18 protein-coding genes are annotated in these 21121 nt (G+C 71.7%); 5 read left to right on the plus strand and 13 right to left on the minus strand.

Annotated features, from left to right (window positions below; genetic code table 11):
- Nucleotides 1-33: 33 nt before the first annotated feature.
- The 12 genes from moeZ to ABZS97_RS24840 all read right to left on the minus strand — a co-directional run bounded on the left by moeZ (nt 34) and on the right by ABZS97_RS24840 (nt 14751).
- Nucleotides 34-1212 (minus strand): adenylyltransferase/sulfurtransferase MoeZ, encoded by a 1179-nt coding sequence (gene moeZ, locus ABZS97_RS24785; protein ID WP_356140546.1) that lies wholly within the window; start codon nt 1210-1212, stop codon nt 34-36.
- A 63-nt stretch (nt 1213-1275) separates the two neighbouring features.
- Nucleotides 1276-2025, minus strand: coding sequence for a spherulation-specific family 4 protein (locus tag ABZS97_RS24790; RefSeq protein ID WP_356140548.1), 750 nt, complete (start codon nt 2023-2025; stop codon nt 1276-1278).
- A complete protein-coding gene (locus ABZS97_RS24795) occupies nt 2013-2972 on the minus strand; it encodes an NAD-dependent epimerase/dehydratase family protein (RefSeq protein ID WP_356140550.1) in 960 nt (319 codons plus the stop codon). The genes ABZS97_RS24790 and ABZS97_RS24795 overlap by 13 nt, the downstream gene beginning before the upstream one ends.
- Before the next feature lie 239 nt (nt 2973-3211).
- Nucleotides 3212-4435 carry a hypothetical protein gene (locus ABZS97_RS24800; protein ID WP_356140552.1) on the minus strand — a complete coding sequence of 408 codons (1224 nt, stop codon included), beginning with the start codon at nt 4433-4435 and terminating at the stop codon, nt 3212-3214.
- A gap of 185 nt (nt 4436-4620) precedes the next feature.
- Nucleotides 4621-6318, minus strand: coding sequence for a DUF3492 domain-containing protein (locus tag ABZS97_RS24805; protein WP_356140554.1), 1698 nt, complete (start codon nt 6316-6318; stop codon nt 4621-4623).
- A gap of 190 nt (nt 6319-6508) precedes the next feature.
- Nucleotides 6509-8176, minus strand: coding sequence for an ABC transporter ATP-binding protein (locus tag ABZS97_RS24810; RefSeq protein WP_356140556.1), 1668 nt, complete (start codon nt 8174-8176; stop codon nt 6509-6511).
- Complete coding sequence (locus tag ABZS97_RS24815; RefSeq protein ID WP_356140558.1) at nt 8173-9171, minus strand: ABC transporter permease; 999 nt, start codon at nt 9169-9171, stop codon at nt 8173-8175. The genes ABZS97_RS24810 and ABZS97_RS24815 overlap by 4 nt, the downstream gene beginning before the upstream one ends.
- Nucleotides 9168-10205, minus strand: a complete 1038-nt coding sequence (locus ABZS97_RS24820; protein ID WP_356140560.1) for an ABC transporter permease — start codon at nt 10203-10205, stop codon at nt 9168-9170. The genes ABZS97_RS24815 and ABZS97_RS24820 overlap by 4 nt, the downstream gene beginning before the upstream one ends.
- Before the next feature lie 4 nt (nt 10206-10209).
- Nucleotides 10210-11928: an ABC transporter substrate-binding protein gene (locus ABZS97_RS24825; RefSeq protein ID WP_356140562.1), complete on the minus strand. Its 1719-nt coding sequence runs from the start codon at nt 11926-11928 to the stop codon at nt 10210-10212.
- A 185-nt stretch (nt 11929-12113) separates the two neighbouring features.
- Complete coding sequence (locus ABZS97_RS24830) at nt 12114-12206, minus strand: Ms4533A family Cys-rich leader peptide (protein WP_356140564.1); 93 nt, start codon at nt 12204-12206, stop codon at nt 12114-12116.
- A gap of 56 nt (nt 12207-12262) precedes the next feature.
- Complete coding sequence (locus tag ABZS97_RS24835) at nt 12263-13582, minus strand: DUF3152 domain-containing protein (protein WP_356140585.1); 1320 nt, start codon at nt 13580-13582, stop codon at nt 12263-12265.
- A gap of 107 nt (nt 13583-13689) precedes the next feature.
- On the minus strand, nt 13690-14751 hold the full coding sequence (locus ABZS97_RS24840) for an alpha/beta hydrolase (protein WP_356140566.1): 1062 nt from the start codon (nt 14749-14751) through the stop codon (nt 13690-13692).
- Nucleotides 14752-15015: 264 nt separating this feature from the next.
- Between ABZS97_RS24840 and ABZS97_RS24845 the strand changes: the two genes are divergently transcribed.
- The 4 genes from ABZS97_RS24845 to ABZS97_RS24860 all read left to right on the plus strand — a co-directional run bounded on the left by ABZS97_RS24845 (nt 15016) and on the right by ABZS97_RS24860 (nt 17036).
- Nucleotides 15016-15231, plus strand: coding sequence for a hypothetical protein (locus ABZS97_RS24845; protein ID WP_356140568.1), 216 nt, complete (start codon nt 15016-15018; stop codon nt 15229-15231).
- 314 nt (nt 15232-15545) lie between these two features.
- Nucleotides 15546-16187 (plus strand): TetR/AcrR family transcriptional regulator, encoded by a 642-nt coding sequence (locus ABZS97_RS24850; protein WP_356140572.1) that lies wholly within the window; start codon nt 15546-15548, stop codon nt 16185-16187.
- Nucleotides 16188-16330: 143 nt separating this feature from the next.
- Complete coding sequence (locus ABZS97_RS24855; RefSeq protein WP_356140575.1) at nt 16331-16558, plus strand: DUF3107 domain-containing protein; 228 nt, start codon at nt 16331-16333, stop codon at nt 16556-16558.
- A gap of 208 nt (nt 16559-16766) precedes the next feature.
- Nucleotides 16767-17036: a hypothetical protein gene (locus tag ABZS97_RS24860; protein ID WP_356140577.1), complete on the plus strand. Its 270-nt coding sequence runs from the start codon at nt 16767-16769 to the stop codon at nt 17034-17036.
- Nucleotides 17037-17099: 63 nt separating this feature from the next.
- Here the strand turns inward: ABZS97_RS24860 and ABZS97_RS24865 are convergent, their stop codons facing one another.
- A complete protein-coding gene (locus tag ABZS97_RS24865) occupies nt 17100-17849 on the minus strand; it encodes a ferritin-like fold-containing protein (RefSeq protein WP_356140579.1) in 750 nt (249 codons plus the stop codon).
- Nucleotides 17850-18320: 471 nt separating this feature from the next.
- Between ABZS97_RS24865 and ABZS97_RS24870 the strand changes: the two genes are divergently transcribed.
- Nucleotides 18321-20360, plus strand: a complete 2040-nt coding sequence (locus ABZS97_RS24870; protein WP_356140583.1) for a DEAD/DEAH box helicase — start codon at nt 18321-18323, stop codon at nt 20358-20360.
- Nucleotides 20361-21121 lie beyond the last annotated feature (761 nt).

A 21121-nucleotide genomic window follows, 5' to 3' on the forward strand; every position in this document is an offset into this window, starting at 1 on the left:
GTGGTGCCGAGCCCCTCCGAGGAAGGCGCGCGTCTAGTAGACGGGCTTGGACGGCTCGATCTGGTGGACCCAGCCGATCACGCCGCCACCGACGTGCACGGCGTCCGAGAAGCCCGCGGACTTCAGGACGGCGAGGACTTCCGCACTGCGGACACCCGTCTTGCAGTGCAGGACGATCTTCTTGTCCTGCGGGAGGGTCTCCAGGGCGGTGCCCATGAGGAACTCGTTCTTCGGGATCAGCTTGGCGCCGGGGATCGAGACGATCTCGTACTCGTTGATCTCACGGACGTCGATGATCTCGATGTTCTCGCCGTCGTCGATCCACTCCTTGAGCTGCTTGGGAGTGATCGTCGAGCCGGCGGCCGCCTCCTGGGCCTCCTCGGACACGACGCCGCAGAAGGCCTCGTAGTCGATGAGCTCGGTGACGGTCGGGTTCTCGCCGCAGACCGCGCAGTTCGGGTCCTTGCGGACCTTCACCTGGCGGTACTGCATCTCCAGGGCGTCGTAGATCATCAGACGGCCGACCAGCGGGTCGCCCACGCCGGCGAGGAGCTTGATCGCCTCGGTGACCTGGATGGAGCCGATGGACGCGCAGAGCACGCCCAGGACACCGCCCTCGGCGCAGGAGGGGACCATGCCCGGCGGCGGGGGCTCCGGGTAGAGGCAGCGGTAGCAGGGGCCGTGCTCGGACCAGAAGACCGAGGCCTGGCCGTCGAAGCGGTAGATGGAACCCCACACGTACGGCTTGTTCAGCAGCACGGCCGCGTCGTTGACCAGGTAGCGGGTCGCGAAGTTGTCCGTGCCGTCGACGATCAGGTCGTACTGCGCGAAGATCTCCATCACGTTCTCGGCTTCGAGCCGCTCTTCGTGCAGGACGACGTTCACGTACGGGTTGATGCCGAGCACCGAATCGCGGGCCGACTCGGCCTTGGAGCGGCCGATGTCCGCCTGGCTGTGGATGATCTGGCGCTGCAGGTTCGACTCGTCGACCTCGTCGAACTCCACGATGCCGAGCGTGCCCACGCCCGCGGCGGCCAGGTACATCAGCGCCGGCGATCCGAGGCCGCCGGCGCCCACACACAGCACCTTGGCGTTCTTCAGCCGCTTCTGCCCGTCCATGCCCACATCAGGGATGATCAGGTGGCGGGAGTACCTGCGAACCTCGTCTACGGTGAGCTCAGCAGCCGGCTCAACCAGGGGTGGCAGCGACACGGGGACTCCGTTGGTCGGTCAATCACTACAGTTGTTCTCCCCGTAACACTGCCACGCCCTTCTTCATTCCGAGACACCCGTTCCGATCCGCGAGACGATTTCGTCCCAGTAGCCGGGCAGCGCCTCCCAGGGGTCGACGCGTCCGGCGCGATCCGTGCGGTCGGTGAAGTAGATCGTGGAGGCGCCCTGCCAGCGGGCGATGCGCAGCGCCTCCTCCAGATGACCGCGGGGCACGCCGTGCACGAAGTGGCAGAAACGCTCGGGCGGGTAGTCGGCAGTCCACTCGGCGACCTGCGACCAGCGGTAGTCGCTCCAGGGGCCGGAGAAGGTGACCAGTTGGTCGGCGTTCTCGGCATATCCGGGGTGGGGGTGGCTGCCGTGGCCGAGCACGATGTGGCCGCCGTCGAGGAGTGCGCGGAGTGTGGCGACCGTACGGCGGACCTCGGGGAGCGCGGCGCGCTCGGTCGGACAGCGGTCGAGCAGGAAGCCGTCGACGCGGTACCAGTCGAGATACCGCTGTGCGTCGGAGGCCAGCTCACCGAAGGTGCGTGCGCCGTACGTCACATCGAGGTGTCCGAGCACGCGGACACCGGCGTTGCGCAGCCGACCGGCCGCTTCCAGGCAGTGCGGGTCGGGCCGCATGCCGGGGCCGGCCGCCACGTTCAGGACGACCCAGTGCAGCGGGGTTCCGGGGCGGGTGAGTTCGCCCCATTCCAGCGGAGCGACCAGGGGGTGCGCATAGCCGGGGATGCCGAAGCCGAGTCCTAAGTCGGTGCTCGCGGTGCCCGTTGCGGTGCTGGTCAGATGCGGCATGCCGCCTCCATCCAGATGTCGGCGAGGGATTCCTCGAGGTTGATCCGGGGCCGCCAGCCGAGCCTGTCGCGTGCGGTGCGCACATCGGCCTGCTGCCAGCTGCCGCAGCCGTCCGGGTAGGGGTAGGCGGCCGGAGCCGCGTGGTCGGGGTCGGTACGCGGGTGGCCGATGGTCGCCCGGATGGGGCCGGACGGCCCGTCGAGTTCGTGCAGGGCGCCGCCGTACCCGGCCACGCGGGCGAGGACGGCGGCGGCGTCGCGCAGCCGGATCGCGCGGCCGGAGCCGATGTTGATGACGCCCTGGGCGGCGGAGAGGGAGGCGGCATGGACTGCACGGGCGACATCGCGGACGTCGATGAAGTCCCGTTGGACGCCGAGTCCGCCGAGCTTCAGTTCGCCGTCGCCGGACTGCATGGCGCGGCGCATGGCTTCGGCGAGGCGGCCGAGCGGGGAGCCGGCCGGGGTGCCCGGTCCCGCGGGCGAGAAGACGCGGAGCACGACGGCGTCCAGTCCGGAACCGAGGACCAGTTCGGTGGCGGCGAGCTTGCTGACGCCGTACGGGCCGCCGGGGCGTGGCACGGCGTCCTCCGCGGTGGACGAGCCGGGCTGGCTGGGCCCGTATTCGGCGCCGCAGCCGATCTGCACGAGCCGTGCCCCGCAGCCGCTGCGGCGCAGGGCCTCGCAGACGGTGGCGACGGCGACGGTGTTGTGCCGGGTCAGGTCGCGGGCGCCGCCGCGGGTGGCGCCCGCGCAGTTGATGACGACGCCGGGGTGCACCGCGTCCAGGAAGCGGGTGAGTGCGCCGGGGCTGCCGGACGCGAGGTCGAAACGTACGTCGGCGTCGTCGCCCCGGCCGAGCGCGGTGAGCTGCACGGCCGGGTCGGCGAGCAGACGGTCGGCGACGAAGCGGCCGAGGTATCCGTTGGCTCCGATCAGCAGGACCCTCATCGGGCAGCTCCCGGGGCGGATTCTCCGGTACGGGAGGTGATCATCTGGCGTTCTCCTTCGGGGTGGTGCCGTGGGTGAGAGGGCCCGCGGTGTCGGCCCCGCGGGAGGGGTGCGCCCGGGGCGGGAGCTGGGCTCCGGGCACTGATCGCGGTGCGGCGGTGGGGGCGCCGCGGACCGGGTCTCGGGTCATGGCTCATGGCGCCGGGTGGGGTGCCGTGGGCCGGGGTGCGGGTCGCGGCTCATGGCGCCCCGGAGGGCGTGGCGTGGGCCGAGGCGCGGGTCAGGGTGCGGGTCGAGTGGATGAGCAGGACGAGGGCGGCGGCGCCGCACGCCAGCGCAGGGACAGCGCCCGGTCCCCAGGCGCCGACGACGGTTTCGACGGGCCCGGCCAGGAACGAGCAGCCCGGCAGACGGCCCGCGAAGACCGTGGTCAGGGCGGTCGCCTCGACCGCACCCGCGGCGCCGAGGGCGACGGCCGGGGCGTGGCTGAAGCCGTGCACGGTCAGCAGCCGGGCGAGCAGCAGGAGCGCGCCGAGGGCGCCCGCTCCGGCGTACGCGGCGGGCTCGTCCAGCACCGCCCCGCACAGGGCGAGCAGCCCGCCGAGGGCACAGAGGAAGAGCGTGAACGCGCCGAGGAGCACCGGCTGCACGGAGTCGGCGAACTCCGCGAGGCCGCGGCTGGCGTTGAGTCTGCGGCGGGCGCGTACGGCGAAGAGGTGGGCGCACCAGGCTGCCGGGGCGCAGGCCAGGGCGAGGGCCAGGACGGGGGCGGTGGCGGGGGGCCAGGGTCCGTCGGGGCCGCCGTCGACGCCCGCGCTCAGCAGTCCGTCGCCGAGGAGGGCGTAGGCGATGAGCCAGCAGGTCCACGCGCGCGTGCCGCTCGTCGTCCGGAACGTGGTGTGCAGCGGGCCGCGGCGGAGGGCGGCGCGCACGCCGAGTGCGACGGCGAGGGCCCCGGCCGCGGCGACCGCGAGGCGCGGCTGCCCGTCGGTGAGCCGCAGCCCGACCACGGCTGCCGCGCACAGGGCGCCCGGCAGCAGGGCGAGCGCGGCCCAGTCGGCGCGCGTGCCGGAGTGCGTTTCGGCGTCGGGTGGCGTCGCCGTCTCCCCGTCGCGGGGCATGCGCGCGAACATCTCCTCGGCGAGCGAGAACACGTCCCGGTGTCTGAAGCGCGCGGCGGTCCGGTCGGTCACGCCGTGCGCCTCCAGGCCCGCCGCGATCTCCAAGGGGTCCACGGCTCGTTCGCAGAGCTCTCGGTGCCGGTGCATCAGCGCCTTCACCGGATCGACGGCACCGCGACGGGCGGCGGGCCTGCGGTCGCCGACCACGGGCGCGGCAGCGCCCGCGGCGCTTGCGCCACCCGCACCGCCGGCATCGCCCGCACCGCTGATCTCCCGCAGCTCGACCCCCGCCTTGGAGCGCCCCGCCCCCTCGGAACGCGCATCGGCCTCCGTCCCAGCCACGAGCCCCGCCCCTTCTCCCGCTCCCGCTGCCTCTGCCTCTGCCTCTGCCTCTGCCTCTGCCTCTGCCTCTGCCTCTGCCTCTGCCAACACAAGCCACCCCGCAGACCGCTCGTCCCACGCTCCGGGGCTGCTCGGCCGCTGCGGTCGTTCCGGCCGGTCCAGTGCTGCCGCCTCGCTCAACTCGCTCATCGCGCGCCCTCCCCCGCCGGGACGGGTCCCTGGGGTGTGGCGCGGACGGGAGCGCCGGCCGCCCAGTGCGGACGGGTGGCGGTCAGGAGGCGGGCCGCGTGCCAGCGGCCGGGTACGTGGGCCTCCGCCGGTACGCCGAAGGGGAGGGGTTCACCGGTGTCGTCCACGACGACACGGCGTATCGGCGAGTGCGAGACGATCTCCAGGTAAATGCTGCGAAATGCCGCGATGTTCTGCTCGACGGTGAACAGTTCAAGGGCACGCGCGCGTGCCGCCGCGCCGAGACGCTCGCGCCGCTCGGGGTCGCGCAGCAGCGTCACGCACGCCTCGGCGAGGGCCCGCGGATTGCGCGGCGGAACCACCAGCCCCGTACCGCCGATGACCTCGACGACCGCGCCGACGTCCGTGGACACGGTGGCGCGGCCGCAGAACATGGCCTCGACGAGGCTGATCGGGAAGCCCTCGACGACGCTGGACAGGACGACCACGGCGCCGGACGCGTACGCCTCGGCGAGGTTCGGGACCTCCGGGCCGCCGATCTCCTCGAAGGAGACGGGGTTGTCGCCGACGGCGTGCACGCCCTCCGCCTCGTCGGGGAAGAGCTGGGCCGCCAGTGCCCGGCAGTGGCCGAGGTAGGCCTCCCCCTCGGGGCCCGCGGCGGCTCCGACGATCCGCAGCCGGGTCTTCGGTTCCTCCTTGCGGATCTCCGCGAAGGAGTGCAGCAGCGAAATCAGGTCCTTGGCGGGCTCGATGCGGCCGACCCAGACGAGCGTGTCGGGGTCGGTGCCCTCGGTGCTCTCACCGACCTCCGCGAAGCGGGAGGCCTCCATGCCGGGGTAGACCGTGCGGAGCTTGGCGCGGTCGGCGCCGCACCGCTCCTGCCAGCGGCGGGCGTGCGTGTTGCCCGGTGTGATGAGCGCGGCCCGTTCGTAGACCTCGGCGGCCAGCCTGCCGTGGAAGGCGGCGAGCAGGGCCCGCACCGCGGGTGCCTCCCCGGCCGAGGCGGCGGACAGGTAGTGCGCCCGCAACTGCACGCCGTACTCCGTGACCAGCAGCGGCACTCCGGAGAAGTGCCGGGCGAGGAGCCCGGGCAGCGCCGCGGAGCCGCCGGCCGCCGCGTGGCACAGGTCGACCGAGCCGAGCCCGTCGTCCTCGTACCAGTCGAGGGAGAGGGGGCGCAGGGCGCGTTCGAGGTGCGCGGCGACGGTGAGCAGATCCGGTACGCGCGCCTCGCGCGCCGCTCGGAGTGCGCCGGGTGCGCGGCAGGCGCGTTCCAGGGCGCGTACGGCGTCCTCGGAGCGCAGCGCCCCCACCAGGCCGCCCTCGTCGCGGGCGAGTTCCGCGAGGCCGTACAGCGCGTTGCCGAAACGGTCCGCCTCGGCGCCGTGAGAGCCCCCGGAAGGGCCTCCGCAGACAGCGGCCGCCAGCTCCCCGTAGCACTCCGCGAACCGTCGCCGTACGCGTCGGCCATGGACGACCCCGTCGTCCTCGGCCATCCACAGAGGCGCGGTCCGCACCCGGCCGACCTGGGGCGGCAGCTGGATCCATCCCTCGTCCTCCTGCCGCTCGGTGCGGCTGAGCGCGTAGATGTCGAACTCGTGCCCGTCGAGCCCGCGTACGAGCCGGTCGCACCAGAGCCTGGCGTCACCGCTCACATACGGATAGCCACCCTCCGTAAGCAGTCCGATGCGCACCAGTGCACCCCCGATCTCCCGTATGGGGAGCCGCCGTTGACCCGGCGGCTCGCAGCGGGACGAACGTATGCGGACATGACGGTGGCGCGACGGACGGTTGTCCATCGCGCCACCAAAAGGGGTGAACGGTCGTAACTTTCCCGAGCGGTTCGCGTTCTGTCGCGCTAAGGGATCAAGCAGTTACGTTTCGTTAAGCTGCGGCCAGCTCTCGACGGGCCGCCCGGCGCCGGGCGGCGACCGCCGGATCGAGGGCCGGTACGGCGGCCAGCAGCTGCTTCGTGTACGGATCCCGTGGCGATTCGTACACCTCGTCGGCGGGCCCGTGTTCGACGATCCGGCCGCGCCGCATCACCGCGACCCGGTCGCTGACCTGGCGTACGACGGCGAGGTCGTGCGCCACGAAGACCAGGGCGAGCCCGAGTTCCCGCTGCAGCTCACCGAGCAGGGCGACCACTTGGGCCTGCGTGGTGACGTCGAGCGCGGAGACCGGCTCGTCGCAGACGATGACACGCGGATCGGCGGCGAGGGCCCGGGCGATGCCGACGCGCTGCCGCTGCCCGCCGCTGAACTCGTGCGGATAGCGGTCGTGGTGCGCGGGCTCCAGCCCCACCCGCTCCAGCAGCTCCCGTACCCGCGCCCGGATGCGCTCCTCGTCCCTCTCCCCCCGCGCGCGCAGCGGGTCGGCGATCGACTCGCCCACGCTGCGCCGCGGGTTGAGGGAGGAGACGGGGTCCTGGAAAACCATCTGCACGGCGGGGCTCACCCCGGACCGCTCGGCGCCTTCATAGCGCACCGATCCGGCCGTGGGCTCCAGCAGCCCCACCAGCATCCGCCCCAGTGTCGTCTTGCCGCTGCCGCTCTCCCCCACGACGCCGAGGGTCTCCCCGCGCCGGATGGTGAGCGACACGTCGTCCACGGCCGCGAACCGCCGTTTCCCACGGCCGAATTCGCGCCGCAGACCGACCGCTTCGAGAACGACCTCGTTCGTGAGAGCCCCGTCCGTCACGCCCGGGCTCCCGGCCCGGCGCACGTCCACCCGCGGGACCGCCCCCAGCAGTTCCCGCGTGTACGTCTCCCGGGGCGCCCCCAGGACGTCGCCGACCGGCGCGTGCTCGACGGCGCGCCCGTGCCGCATGACGAGGACGTCGTCGACGCTCTCGGCGGCGACGCCCACGTCGTGCGTGACCAGCAGCAGTCCCATCCCGGTCTCCTCCCGCAGCGTGTGCAGGAGGTCGAGGATCTGGGCCTGGACGGTCACGTCCAGCGCGGTCGTCGGCTCGTCGGCGATGAGCAGGTCCGGCTCGCAGGCGAGCGCCATGGCGATCAGGGCGCGTTGGCGCATGCCGCCGCTGAACTCGTGGGGCCTCGCCCGTGCCTTGCGCACGGCGTCCGCGACGCCGACCCGGTCGAGTACGTCGGCGGCACGCGCGCGTGCCGCCCGCCGGGACGCCTTCGTGTGCACCCGGTACACCTCGGCGATCTGGTCGCCGACGGCGTAGTACGGGTCGAGGGACGACAGCGGGTCCTGGAAGACCATGGCGGCCCTCCCGCCGCGCAGGCGCCGCAGTTCGTTCTCGGACGCCTCCTGTACGTCGACGCCGGCGACCTTCACCGTGCCGCCGACGCGCGCCCCCGTGCCCCGGTGCAGCCCCAGGAGGGCCGAAGCCACGGTGGACTTGCCGGAGCCGGACTCGCCGACCAGGGCGAGGGCGGCGCCCTTCTCCAGCCGGAAGGAGAGGCCGTCGACGGCGCGCAGCGAACCGAACCCGACCGTGAGATCGCTGACTTCCACAAGGCTTTCCACGAGACCACCCACAGGACTCTTCACGAGATTTTCCACGGGGCTGCCGGAACTCATGACAGCACCACCCGTCGGTCGGCCACCGCGTACAGGACGTCCGCGACGGCATTGGCCAGGACCACGAAGAAGCCGGTCACCAGGACCATGCCGACGACCACCGGCAGGTCGACGACGTTCACGGCGTGCACCAACTCCCGCCCGATGCCGGGCAGTCCGAAGAGCGACTCGGTGAGCACCGCGCCGCCGATCGCCGACCCGAAGTCGTTGGCGTTGAGGGCGATGACGGGGGCGAGGGCCCCGCGCAGCGCGTGCCGTCCGATGATGGCGCGCTCCCCGACGCCGTATGCGCGGAAGGTGCGCACATGGTCCTCGGCGAGGGTCTCCAGCATCGCGGAGCGGGTCAGGCGGGCGTACTTGGCGGACTCGATGAGGGCGAGCGACAGCCAGGGCAGCAGCAGGTTCCAGGCCCACTGCTCGGGGTCGTCGGAGAAATCGACGTACTGCGGGAAGGGCAGCAGTTCCAACTGCCCGCAGACGACGATCATCAGGACCAGGCCGATGACGAACACGGGCGTGGCGAACCCGGCGAGGGTGACGCCGGTCAGCACGCGCTCGGTGAGGCGGCCGCGCCGCCAGGCGGAGAGCACGCCGTTGCCGATGCCGAGGGCCAGCCACAGCACCATCGCGCCGATCACGAGCGAGAAGGTGACCGGCAGCTTCGCCAGGATCAGCTCGGTGACCTGCTGGTCGGACTGGTACGACCGGCCGAGGCAGGGCGCCGAGCAGTGCTGCACCGAGGTGCCGGTCGAGTAGTCGTGGCCGGCGAAAATGCCCTCGAGGAAGTGCCAGTAGCGCACGTACAGCGGGTCGTTCAGCTGGAGTTGCTCGGCGACCTGGTGCACCTGGGCGGGCGAGCAGCGCGGGCCGCAGGTGATCTGTGCGACGTTGCCGGGGGTGACGTAGAAGACGACGTAGATGATCACCGAGAGGGCGAACAGGGTGACGGCGGCGCCGAGGGCGCGGCGCAGTACGAACCCGCCGAAGCCGCTCATGCCTGGGCCCCCTTCTCCTGCGTGACCGTCCCACCGGCGTCCGCCTTGGCCTCGCCCCTGCGTCCCGTTCCGATGCGCAGCCTTGAGGCCGCGCGCGGGTCGAGGGCGGTGCGCACCCCGTCGCCCAGCACGGTCAGCGCGAGGACGGTCACGAACAGGAAGCCGGCGGGCAGCAGCAGGTACTGCGGGGCCGCCTGGTACCAGACGTCGGCGGCGGTGAGCATCTGCCCCCAGGACGGCGTAGGCGGTTTGACGCCGACGCCGAGGAAGGACAGGGCCGCCTCGACGGAGATGTTCTGCGGGACGAGGAGTGCGGAGTACGTGATGACGGGCGCCGCCAGGCCCGGCAGCAGCTCGCGGCGGGCGATCCGCCAGGAGCCCCAGCCGCTGAGGCGGGCCGCGGAGACGTAGTCGAGCTCCTTGAGGGTGAGCGTCTGGGCGCGCACCATTTTCGCCATCGTGCCCCAGCCGGAGACCAGGCCGACGACGAGCGCCACCAGGACGGGCCGCGGGAAGCTCGTCGGGACGATCGAGAGCAGCGCCAGGGCCATGACCATCAGCGGCATGGCGACGAAGATGTCGGTGAGCCGGCTGAGCGCCAGGTCCACCCAGCGGTTGCCGAGGCCGGAGGCGACGCCGACGAGGATGCCGAGGAGCACCTGCACCACGGTCGCCGCGAGCGCGACGCCGAGCGAGACCCGTGCCCCGTACACCAGCCGTGCGAACAGGTCGCGTCCGGTCTGGGGTTCGACGCCGAGCCAGTGGCTGCCGCTGATGCCGCCGAGCGGTCCGGTCGGCACCCCGCCGCGCGCGGAGTCGACGAGCCCCGGGTGGTAGGAGGTGGGGTCCTGGCCCTCGACGGCGGTGAGCAGCGGTGCGCCGAGGGCGATCAGGACGAGCAGTGCGACGACGGCCGCCGCGACGAGGGCGGCGCGCTGCGTGCGCAGCCGCCGCCAGAACTGACGGGCCCCCGAGGCCCCCGGGACGGGTATGCCCGTCCCGGGGGCCTGGGAGGCGACAAGTGCCTCGCTCACGGTGCTACTTCACCGCGACCTGGGAGATGTCCAGGACGCCGGTCCAGTCGCTGATCACGATGTTCTTGATGTCCTTGCCGTACAGGCGCTTGTAGACCGGGTGGAACAGCGGCACGGTCAGCGCCTGTTCGCCGATCTTCTTGTCCAGTGCACCCCAGCGCTTGGCGGCCTCGTCAAGATCGGTCAACTTGTTGATCGCGTCAATCTCGTCATTGACCGACTTGTCGTTGAGGAAGCCGGTGTTGAAGTTGGCGCCGTCCTTGACTATCTGCCGGCCGTCGAAGATCGGGGCGAGGAAGGGGCCGCCGGAGGGCCAGTCGGCTCCCCAGTGCGCGAGGAAGAGACCCGGCTCCGTCTTGACGCTGTGGATCTTGTCCTTGTAGTCGTTGATCTCCAGGCCCTGGAGCTTGACGGTGATGCCGGCCTTCTTGAGCGCGTCCTGGATCGCGGTCGCGATCTCCGGGCTGGTCTCGAAGTCCTTGTCGTTGGAGTGGGTGAGCGTGATGGTGAGCCCGTTTTTGTACCCGGCCTCCTTCAGCAACTCCTTGGCCTTCGCCGCGTTGCCTGACGTGCCCGCCGGGAAGAGGTCGTACGGCGTGTAGCCGAAGGACTTCTGGTTCGGCAGGTACGTCGTCGCGGCCTCGGCGAGTGAGGAGCCGCCGGCCGCGTTGATCACGGAGGTGCGGTCGATGGCGTACGAGATCGCCTGGCGCACCTTCGGGTTGCTGAACGGCTTCACCTTCGGGTTGAAGGCGAGGTAGTTCGTGTAGCCGAAGTGGCCGGTGCCGACGCGGGAGGCGAGCTCCTTGTCGCCGGAGACCTTGGCGAGTTCGGCGGGGCCGAGGTTGGTGTCCGTGGTGACGGCGGCGGCGTCCGCGCCTTGGGACGCCGACAGCCGCTGGTTGATCACGGACGAGTCCAGACCCGACCGTACGTCGATCCTGTCCGGGTGGGCCTTGCGCTCGGCGTCGGTGGACGCGGACCAGTGGGTGTTGCGCTCCAGGGTGATCCGCTCGCCGTCGTTCTCGTTGCTGACGACCTTGTACGGGCCGGACGAGACCGGGTGCTCCTCGTACTTCGTGCCGTTGTCCTTGGCCTTCGGCACGGGGGTGAACTGCGTCTGCGTGGCGAGGTAGGGGAACTCGCCCTCGGGCTTGTTCAGGTGGAAGACGAGGGTGCGGGCGTCCGGCGTCCCGATCGCGTCGAGACCCTTCTTGTCCTTGTACGGGCCCTGGTAGTCGGCCGCCCCGATCAGCCAGTCCCTCAAGTAGGGGGCACCGCCGGAGAGTTCGGCGGCGAAGGAGCGCTCGATGCCGTACTTGACGTCGGCCGAGGTGATCGCGGTGCCGTCCTCGTACTTGAGGCCCTTCTTCAGGGTGTACGTCCACACGGTCGCGTTCTTGCTCGGGCGGCCGGTGTCGGTGGCGAGGTCGGGGACGACCTCGGCGCCTGCGGCGCCGCTCGCGCGGTGGCGCGTGGTGAGCGTGCGGAAGACGAGGGACGGAACGTTTCCGCCGCCGGAGGTGTAGAGCCGGGCCGGGTCGAAGTCGGTCTGCGGGTTCGCGTTGAGGACGGTGAGGGTGCCGCCCTTCTGCGGCTTGGAGTCGCCGCTGGAGCCCTTGGCATCGTTGTCCTCGGGCCCGCAGGCGGCCACGCCCGCTGCCACGACCAGGGTGACGGATGCCGCGGCCACGCGGCGGGCTGTGCGGGACGGTTGACGCATCGGAAGGACGACCTCTCGAATGTTGAGACGGATGGACGCGATGTGAGACGAACGCGAACAGACGTCCGCCTTGGCGCGAGGTCGTCGAAAACCGGGAAGAGGCCACAGCGGGAGGAGGCCACGAAAGGACGGGTCACCGAGAAGGGTGCGGCAGGGATCGCGACGCGTGCGCCGAAAGGCGGACGTCAGCGACAGAGAATGTCGGCCACGCAGATCGCGGTCACGCCGATGAGCGCCAGCTCAATGGCGGCGCGTGCGGAGGCGTGGCGAGGCGACATGCGGAGAAATATGAACGAACTTTCGCCCCATGTCAACGTGAGCTGAGAGACGCCTGTCAACTCCCGGGATAGGGCCAGGCGTTGGCCCTGCAGTGGATCCCGTCATGGTCGAGGAACTTCGTCTGCTGCTGCATGACGGGGGCGAGTTCGCCGTCCTTGTCGCAGCTCACATGGCCGTATCGGAGGCGGTGGCCGACCTCGTGGTTGATCAGCATCTGACGGTAGGCGTGAACTTGATCACCGTATGTCTTCGATCCCTGCGCCCACCGGTACGCGTTGATCATGACGCGTTCGGTGGAGGCGGAGTCGCAGGACACGTTGTCCTCGGTGGTGTCCAGCCCGGACTTGGCGCACCAGACGCCGGTGGTGCCCGGGCTCGCCAGCGTGATCACGAAGTCGGGCTTTCCGGAGGAGATCCGCTCGAAGGTACGGGCGCCGTTGTGGGCCCAGCTCCGGCTGTCGTTCAGCGTCTTCTGCACGGCCTCGGCGAACAGCGCGCCGTCGAGGCCGAGCCCCTGCTCGATGTCCACGCGGTAGGTGTACTTGCGCCCCTTGCCGGGGGCCTTGTCGAAGCCCGGGACGGCGTCGAACCTCCCCGACGCCTTGAGCTTGGCGCCGAGCGGGTACCTCTTGGCCATCTTCTGGTCGTACGTCAGCACCGCGGCCTGCGCCGTCCCGGACGGGGTCGGCCGGCCGTCCCCGCGCGAGGCGGCGTCACGGGTGACCCGGTCGCCACCGGCGGTGGACCGCGCCTGTGGGGTGGAGTCTTCATGGCCGCCGGTGACCTGCCCGGCGACGACGACGGCGAGCACGGTGGTGACGGCGGCGGCCGCGATGCCGGTGAACGCCCGGCCCTTGCCGCCCTTGTTCCTGCCGTCCCCCTCACCGTCGGCCCGCTCGTCGACACCGGGGCGCGGGGGCTCACCGGCCGCACCGCTCTCTTCGCCCGTCGGATACCGGTCGGCGACGGGGTCGTAAGGGTCCTGGTGGCGGACTGGGGTGCGGTGGGGCGTGAACACATCGTCGTCCACGTCGGCGTCGAAGGCGTCGACGTACGCCTGCCGGGGACCGGCGGCGCGCGGGCGGCCGCGGACGCCCGGGGCGCCGGGGCCACCGGGTCCGGGCCCGGGGCCAGGCCCTTGCCTCTGCCCGGGAATCCTCGGCGCCTGGTTCCCCAACCGGCCCCAGCCACCGCCGACTTCACGCTGCTCGGGATGCCCACCACGCACCGGCGCGCCGTCGGCGGAGAAGCGCGGGACGCCATGCGCGGGCGTACCGTCCGGGAAGCGGGGGAAGCCGTGTGCGGGCGTACCGTCCGGGAGACGCGGAATGCCACGCGCGGGCGTACCGTCCGGGAAACGGGGTGGGCCCGGCATCGGGCGCGGCACGGAGGCGACCGGTATCTCACCGGTGCTCTCCTTCTTGTAGGCCTTGTCGACCTTGTCGGCTCGCCCTCGGCGGCTGTGACGTCCCACTCGGCGTCTCAGCTCCCCGTGCCGGTGGCGCCGGCCTCGTCCGCGGCCACGGTGGAGGCGGCGGCCCCGACCCCGGTGGGCCCGACCGGGCCCTCCGTGTCGTCCGAGTCCCCCAACCGGCCGGTCTCGGCGAGAAGTTCACGGAAGGCGGTGGCCACCGTCTGCGGGTACTCCATCATCGCGACATGCCCCGCGTCCGGCAGCGTCAGCAGCCGGGAGTCGCGAAAGGCGCGGGCCGCGCGCTGGGCCATGCGGTAGGCGACGAGCTGGTCGCGACCGCCGTAGACGAGGAGCGTCGGCGCGAGCACCCGCTCCGCCTGGCGCCACAGCCCGTGCTGACCGCCCAGCGTGTACGCGTTCACGATGCCGCGCGAGGAGCGTGCCATCGCGTCCCAGAAATAGGGGAGGGCGAGCCGCCGCTCCATCTCCTCGACCGCGTTGCGGAAGCCCTCGGGGGTGACCATGCCGGGGTCGCCGTAGCAGAGCGCCGTCACTCCGCGGACGCGCTGCTCCGCCGTCCAGTCCCTGGTGAGCCGGGTGAACAGCCGTGCCACGCCGGGCAGCGCGAGCAGGGCGGTCGGCCACGCCGTGCGCTGCGCGCGGATCTCCGGCAGGGCGGGCGAGACCAGGGTGAGCGTGCGGACGAGGTCGGGCCGTACGGCCGCGACGCGCGTGGTGACGGCCCCGCCCAGCGAGTTCCCGAACAGGTGCACCGGTCCATGCCCGGCCGCGTCGAGATAGCGGATGACCGCGCGCGCGTGCCCGGTCACCGAGTAGTCGCCGTCGTCCGGCGGCGGCGAGTCCCCGAAACCGGGCAGGTCGAGGGCCTCGCTCTCCACGAGCCCGTCGAGCAGCGGCATCAGCGCCGACCAGTTCTGCGAGGAACCGCCGAGGCCGTGCACGTACAGGGCGGGCGGCAGTCCCTCGCGCGCCGCCGGTCTCGAGCGCACCGTCAGCGTGATCCCCGGCAGCCCCACGGACCGCAGCCGCTCCCCCTCCGCGACCTTGACGGCACTGACCTTCGGTGTGACAGGGGCGGCCAGCGCGGACGGCAGCTCGGTCGAAGACATGCGGGCAATGTTACGAGACGATCACGCACTGGTTCATGTGTTCGCCGTCACAGATACCGGGTATTCGGCGAGGACACCCCTGTCGTACGTGAGGACACCCACGACGCAAGCGGGGAACACCCGGACGTATCCGGCAGGGGCACCACAGACCGACCGCATAGCGCCCCGATCGGGTGTCTCCTAGGCTTCAGGACGAGGGCACCCAAACCCGTACAGGAGCGCACCCGCACACAAGCGCGCTCGCACCGCTCGGGAAGAGGAACCATGGCAGTCGACCCGACAGACCCGGAGACCTTCGACGTGAAGGACCGGGACGCGCTGGACACGGAGGCCCCCGAGGCCGACGCGGCCGAACAGCAGGCGGACCTGACCCCGCACGACGACGACCCGCTGACCGGAGGCGACCCCGACAACGCCGACGAGGCGGACCGGGCGGAGCAGGCCAGGGTCGTCGAACTCAACGAGGACGAGTACCGCTGAGCGCCCTCCGACCGCCTCGGCGGGGTGAAAAACAGGGAACAGACGAGGAAGAGAGACGACGGCGGACAGAAAAAACGTGAGCGGGCCAGGCGAGCCGACGGGCGGCGAAGCCGCGCCCGAATGACGGAACGCCGCTGATCAGAGCGGTTTCCCCGGCACCGGGCCGCCCACCTCGCCCCCCTTCGGCACCCTCTGCGCCGTATCGCCGCCGTCCGGTCCGTGAAATTCTGCGCTCGCACCGCGCACACCAGGGTTACCGAAAAGTACGATGGCCGCGCGGCGCACACCGCATGTGGACAATTTTGGGAGGCGGCGTGACAGCCATCGAGCAGACAGAGGCGGCACGCCCGCGGGGCACTCGCCTGCCGCGCCGTGCCCGACGCAACCAGCTCCTCGGCGCCGCCCAGGAAGTATTCGTTGCGCAGGGATACCACTCGGCCGCGATGGACGACATCGCCGAACGCGCGGGCGTCAGCAAGCCGGTCCTGTACCAGCACTTCCCGGGCAAGCTCGACCTCTACCTCGCCCTGCTGGACCAGCACTGCGAGTCCCTGCTGCAGGCGGTACGCACGGCGCTCGCGTCCACCTCGGACAACTCGCTGCGCGTGCGGGCCACGATGGACGCCTACTTCGCGTACGTCGAGGACGACGGCGGCGCCTTCCGACTGGTCTTCGAGTCCGACCTGACGAACGAGCCGGCGGTGCGTGAGCGCGTCGACAAGGTCACGCACGAGTGCGCGGAGGCGATCTGCGACGTCATCGCGGAGGACACCGGTCTGTCGCGTGCCGAGTCGATGCTGCTGGCCTCGGGTCTGGGCGGGCTGGCCCAGGTGGTCGCCCGCTCCTGGCTGCACAGCGACCGCAGCGTGCCGCGCGACGAGGCGGTCCAGTTGCTGACGTCGCTGGCCTGGCGCGGCATCGCCGGGTTCCCGCTCCACGGCATCGACCACCACTGACCGCCTGACCGCTCCTTTGTTCCCGTCCGCTGTTCGCTCCTGGCGTTCTTGAGCGGAGCGTGCACATCCCCTCACCGGGCTAATGTGTGCTGCGTACGGCGCGGAGACACGCGCACATCACTGACCGTCGGAGGGACATAGCCGTGGAGGTCAAGATCGGCGTGCAGCACGCGCCCCGCGAGATCGTTCTGGAGAGCGGCCAGACCGCCGAGGAAGTCGAGCTCGCGGTGTCCGAGGCACTGTCCGGGAAGTCGCAGCTGCTGAGCCTCGTGGACGACCACGGCCGCAAGGTCCTGGTCCCGGCCGACCGTCTCGCGTATGTCGAGCTCGGCGAGCAGGCCCCCCGCAAGGTGGGCTTCGGCGCTCTGTAGTTCAGGTGACCCGGAAGGGGCCCGGCGGCCATGGCCGCCGGGCCCCTTTTTTCTGCCTCGAATGTTTCTGCCTCGAACCGCACTGTTTTCTGGCCTGAACTGCACAGATGGAGCACAACCGGCGCACAGAGGAGGATTGCATTCCGCAGGTCGCGGGTAAGACCGGCTACGACCGATTTGCACCGGCCGTGCGGGAGGGACCCCCACTATGTTCTTGGAAGCGCTCGGCTCCGCCCTGCTCGGTCTCGCGCTGGCATGGACGGCGGCGTACCGACTGCCGCACCGGCTCCCGGTCCGCAGTCTGGTCCTGTCGACCGGTGTCGTCGGAGCGCTGTTCGGCGCCTTCCTCACGCACACCGCGCTCGGCGCCGGCCACTTCCTGGCGATCATGATCGGCGCGGTGGCCGTCGCCGCGGCGCTGCTGTCGCTGCTGCTGCGGCCCGCGAAAAGATTTCGGCGCCGGTCGGCGACGGCGTAGCCGAGCCGACCGACACAAGCACCGCAAGCATCGCAGGCGCCGCGGGAACCCCGCCGAGAAGTCCTAGGCAGCCAGTCCCAGCGCGGCCATCCGCTTGGTGTGCGCCTCGGTGATCCGCGAGAACATCCGGCCGACCTCGGCGAGGTCGAAGCCGTCCGCGACACCGCCCACGAGCATCGTCGACAGGGCGTCGCGGTCCGCGACCACGCGCTGCGACTGGGACAGGGCCTCGCCCATCAACCGGCGTGCCCACAGGGCGAGTCGGCCGCCCACGCGCGGGTCCGCGTCGATCGCGGCGCGCACCTTCTCGATGGCGAAGCTGGCGTGCCCGGTGTCGTCGAGGACGCCGAGGACGAGTCCCCGGGTGTCCTCGTCGAGACGCGCGGCGACCTCGCGGTAGAAGTCACTGGCGATCGAGTCGCCGACATACGCCTTGACGAGCCCCTCCAGCCAGTCCGAGGGCGCCGTCTGGCGGTGGAAGCCGTCGAGCGCGGCGACGAAGGGCTCCATGGCCTGCGTCGGCTCCGCGCCGACCGCCGCGAGCCGGTTCCTGAGCTGCTCGAAGTGGTGGAACTCGGCGGACGCCATCTTCGCGAGCTCCGCCTTGTCGCTGAGGGTCGGCGCCAGCTTGGCGTCCTCCGCGAGCCGTTCGAACGCGGCCAGCTCCCCGTACGCGAGTGCCCCGAGCAGGTCGACGACCGCGGCGCGGTACTGCGGGTCGGCGGCGGCCGTGTCCCAGTCCTGGGCGGCGACTCCGGTGGCCTGGGTGGGGGCTTCGGCGGATGTGTCAGCGGCGTTGTCAGGCGTCGTCATGAAGCGCACAATAGCCCGCTCACTGCGGCACGGAAGTCCCTGGTCAATCACTGTGACGACGACCATGTGACCAAATCGGCCATCGCGTGTGCGCGATTCCGGGGTATGGTGGTAATGCGCCCGCTGAATATTCGACGGGCCGCACGTATGAGGATGCCCGGTCGGTGGCCCGATCGGCTCCGACCCGACAGCCCTCCTCGGCCGTACGGCACATTGCGTACGACGTCCGGAGGGAACCCTCAGCGGTACGAGAGCTCGAGCGTCGGCAGTGGTCCCATGCCACTCGGCCCGCCCTCACGGAGCGGCCGACGTCCCCGGCACGGTCCCGACACGACCCCCGCGCTCGCCTCGCACCGCGTACACAGAAGAGGCAGCACCCTGACTACGACTTTCCGAGAGCTCGGAATCCTCCCCGAGACGGCCGAGGCCCTTGAGGCCGTCGGCATCGTCACCGCCTTCCCCATCCAGGAGATGACGCTCCCCGTCGCCCTTTCGGGCAGCGACGTCATCGGCCAGGCCAAGACCGGCACCGGCAAGACGCTGGGCTTCGGCCTCCCGCTTCTGGAGCGGGTGACCGTTCCCGCGGACGTCGAGGCGGGCCGGGCGCAGCCCGAGCAGCTCACCGACGCCCCGCAGGCCCTCGTCGTCGTCCCGACGCGCGAGCTGTGCACCCAGGTCACCAACGACCTGCAGACCGCGGGCAAGGTCCGCAACGTACGCGTTCTGGCGATCTACGGCGGCCGGGCGTACGAGCCGCAGGTCGAGGCCCTCAAGAAGGGCGTCGACGTCATCGTCGGCACCCCGGGCCGTCTGCTGGACCTCGCGGGCCAGAAGAAGCTCAACCTCAAGCACATCAAGGCGCTCGTCCTCGACGAGGCCGACGAGATGCTCGACCTGGGCTTCCTGCCCGACGTCGAGAAGATCATCAACATGCTGCCGGCCCGCCGTCAGACGATGCTGTTCTCGGCGACCATGCCGGGCGCGGTCATCGGTCTCGCGCGCCGCTACATGTCGCAGCCCACGCACATCAACGCCACGTCGCCCGACGACGAGGGCAAGACGGTCCGCAACACCGCGCAGTTCATCTACCGCGCGCACAACATGGACAAGCCGGAGATGGTCTCGCGGATACTGCAGGCCGACGGCCGCGGTCTCGCCATGATCTTCTGCCGCACGAAGCGGACGGCGGCGGACCTCGCCGACCAGCTCCAGCAGCGCGGCTTCGCCTCCGGCGCGGTCCACGGCGACCTCGGCCAGGGCGCCCGCGAGCAGGCGCTGCGCGCGTTCCGCAACGGCAAGGTCGACGTGCTGGTGTGCACCGACGTCGCCGCCCGCGGTATCGACGTCGAGGGCGTCACGCACGTCATCAACTACCAGTCCCCCGAGGACGAGAAGACGTACCTGCACCGCATCGGCCGTACGGGCCGCGCGGGCGCCAAGGGCATCGCGATCACCCTCGTCGACTGGGACGACATCCCGCGCTGGCAGCTCATCAACAAGGCGCTGGACCTCGGGTTCAGCGACCCGCCGGAGACGTACTCCACGTCGCCGCACCTCTTCGAGGAGCTGAACATCCCGGCCGGCACGAAGGGCGTCCTGCCGCGCTCCGAGCGCACGCGGGCCGGCCTGTCCGCCGAGGTCGTCGAAGACCTCGGTGAGACCGGCGGACGCGGTGGTCCGCGCGGCCGCGGTGGCCGCTCGTCGGCGCCCGCACCGGTCGCCGAGCGCGAGCGTGCGGAGCGTACGCCGCGGCGTCGCCGTCGTACGCGCGGCGGGTCGGCGTCGGACGAGACGTCCGCCGCTCCGCAGTCGCCGTCCACGTCTTCGTCCTCCGTCGCCGACGCCGTCGAGGCCAGTGAGCCGCGCACTCCGCGCCGTCGCCGCCGCACGCGCGCCGGGGCGTCCGGTGAGCCGGTGGCGGCCACGGCCGCCGTCGAGGTCACCGAGGTCGCCGCGGCCGTCGAGCCGTCGGTCCCCGCAGCCGCGGAGGCCGCGGTCGCCACGGCCGAGGGCACGGACGCGACGGAGGCTGCCGCCAAGCCGCGTCGCCGCCGCACCCGCAAGACTGCGGAGGCCGTCGTCGACACGGTGGAGGTCGCCACGGAGGCGCCGGCCGCTCCGGTCAAGCCGCGGCGTACGCGCAAGGCCGCGGCCGTCGCGCCGGAGGCCACCGAGGTCACGGAGACTGTCGAAACGGTCGAGGCAAAGCCGCGCCGCACTCGCGCCAAGGCCACCACGACCGCCCCGGCCGCCGCCGAAGCCGCTGTCGACACCGCCGAAGCCACCGCGACCAAGCCCCGCCGACGCACCCGCAAGGCTGCCGAAGCCGCCGTCGACACCGCCGAGGCCACCATCCCCGCCCAGACGGCCGAGGAGCCCGAGGTCAAGCCCCGCCGCCGCACCCGCAAGGCTGCGGAGGCCGTGGTCGACACGGTTGAGGTCGCCGCCGAGGTCAAGCCGCGTCGGCGCACGCGTAAGGCCGTGGCCGCCCCGGACCCCGCGGAAAGCTGACCCACCCGCCGATGGCCCGGTCCCACCTCCCGTGGGCCCGGGCCATCGTCGTCCCCCGACACCACCAGACACCGGGGGTGGGTGGGCAAACCCCGGGTGCCCCGTGGCTTTGCTCGGTTACCCGGTGTGGGTGCCGGCCGGGGGTGGGTCACGCAGCCCGGCGCTTACGAGGTGCCGCTGCGCCCACCCGTGCCGCCCCTGGCGGCACGATTGCCCGCAGGAACGAGGCTTCGCCGGCCCCCGGCGTCACACGCACCCCGCTGCCGGGTGGGCAACCGCCCCCAACCGCAAGCCCACCCGCAGAAACGAGGCTTCGCCGGCCCCCGGCACCACACGCACCGCCGCTGCCGGGTGGGCAGCCGCCCCCAGCTCCACGCACGCCCGCAGAAACGAGGCTTCGCCGGCCTCCGGCACCACACGCACCCCACTGCCGGGTGGGCAACCGCCCCCAGCTCCACGCACACCCGCAGAAACGAGGCTTCGCCAGCCCCCAGCGCCACACGCACCCCGCTGCCGGGTGGGCAACCGCCCCCAACCGCAAGCCCACCCGCAGAAACGAGGCTTCGCCAGCCCCCAGCGTCACACGCACCCGCAGTGAAACGGCAGCCGCAAGCCCCCACTCCCCAGCCCCCACGCCCCCGCAGTCGCGTACGCACGGAAGGGTCCGTGCCGGTACGTCTCTGCCCGTCGCGTAGCCGGCCCCCAGCCAAGCTTCGCCATGCTCGACCCCCGGGCAGTACGCCCACGCGGCGACGGGCAAG

Origin of the sequence: Streptomyces sp. NPDC005485 (assembly GCF_040606085.1) — a bacterium.
Lineage (GTDB): Bacteria > Actinomycetota > Actinomycetes > Streptomycetales > Streptomycetaceae > Streptomyces.

Coding starts and splice junctions, on each gene's coding strand:
- ABZS97_RS24845 (WP_356140568.1), top strand. CDS start 15,016: ATGGCAGTCGACCCGACAGACCCGGAGACCTTCGACGTGAAGGACCGG.
- ABZS97_RS24795 (WP_356140550.1), bottom strand. CDS start 2,972: ATGAGGGTCCTGCTGATCGGAGCCAACGGATACCTCGGCCGCTTCGTC.
- ABZS97_RS24835 (WP_356140585.1), bottom strand. CDS start 13,582: ATGCCGGGCCCACCCCGTTTCCCGGACGGTACGCCCGCGCGTGGCATT.
- ABZS97_RS24840 (WP_356140566.1), bottom strand. CDS start 14,751: ATGTCTTCGACCGAGCTGCCGTCCGCGCTGGCCGCCCCTGTCACACCG.
- ABZS97_RS24865 (WP_356140579.1), bottom strand. CDS start 17,849: ATGACGACGCCTGACAACGCCGCTGACACATCCGCCGAAGCCCCCACC.
- ABZS97_RS24825 (WP_356140562.1), bottom strand. CDS start 11,928: ATGCGTCAACCGTCCCGCACAGCCCGCCGCGTGGCCGCGGCATCCGTC.
- ABZS97_RS24790 (WP_356140548.1), bottom strand. CDS start 2,025: ATGCCGCATCTGACCAGCACCGCAACGGGCACCGCGAGCACCGACTTA.
- ABZS97_RS24810 (WP_356140556.1), bottom strand. CDS start 8,176: ATGAGTTCCGGCAGCCCCGTGGAAAATCTCGTGAAGAGTCCTGTGGGT.
- ABZS97_RS24830 (WP_356140564.1), bottom strand. CDS start 12,206: ATGTCGCCTCGCCACGCCTCCGCACGCGCCGCCATTGAGCTGGCGCTC.
- ABZS97_RS24815 (WP_356140558.1), bottom strand. CDS start 9,171: ATGAGCGGCTTCGGCGGGTTCGTACTGCGCCGCGCCCTCGGCGCCGCC.
- ABZS97_RS24860 (WP_356140577.1), top strand. CDS start 16,767: ATGTTCTTGGAAGCGCTCGGCTCCGCCCTGCTCGGTCTCGCGCTGGCA.
- ABZS97_RS24870 (WP_356140583.1), top strand. CDS start 18,321: ATGACGCTCCCCGTCGCCCTTTCGGGCAGCGACGTCATCGGCCAGGCC.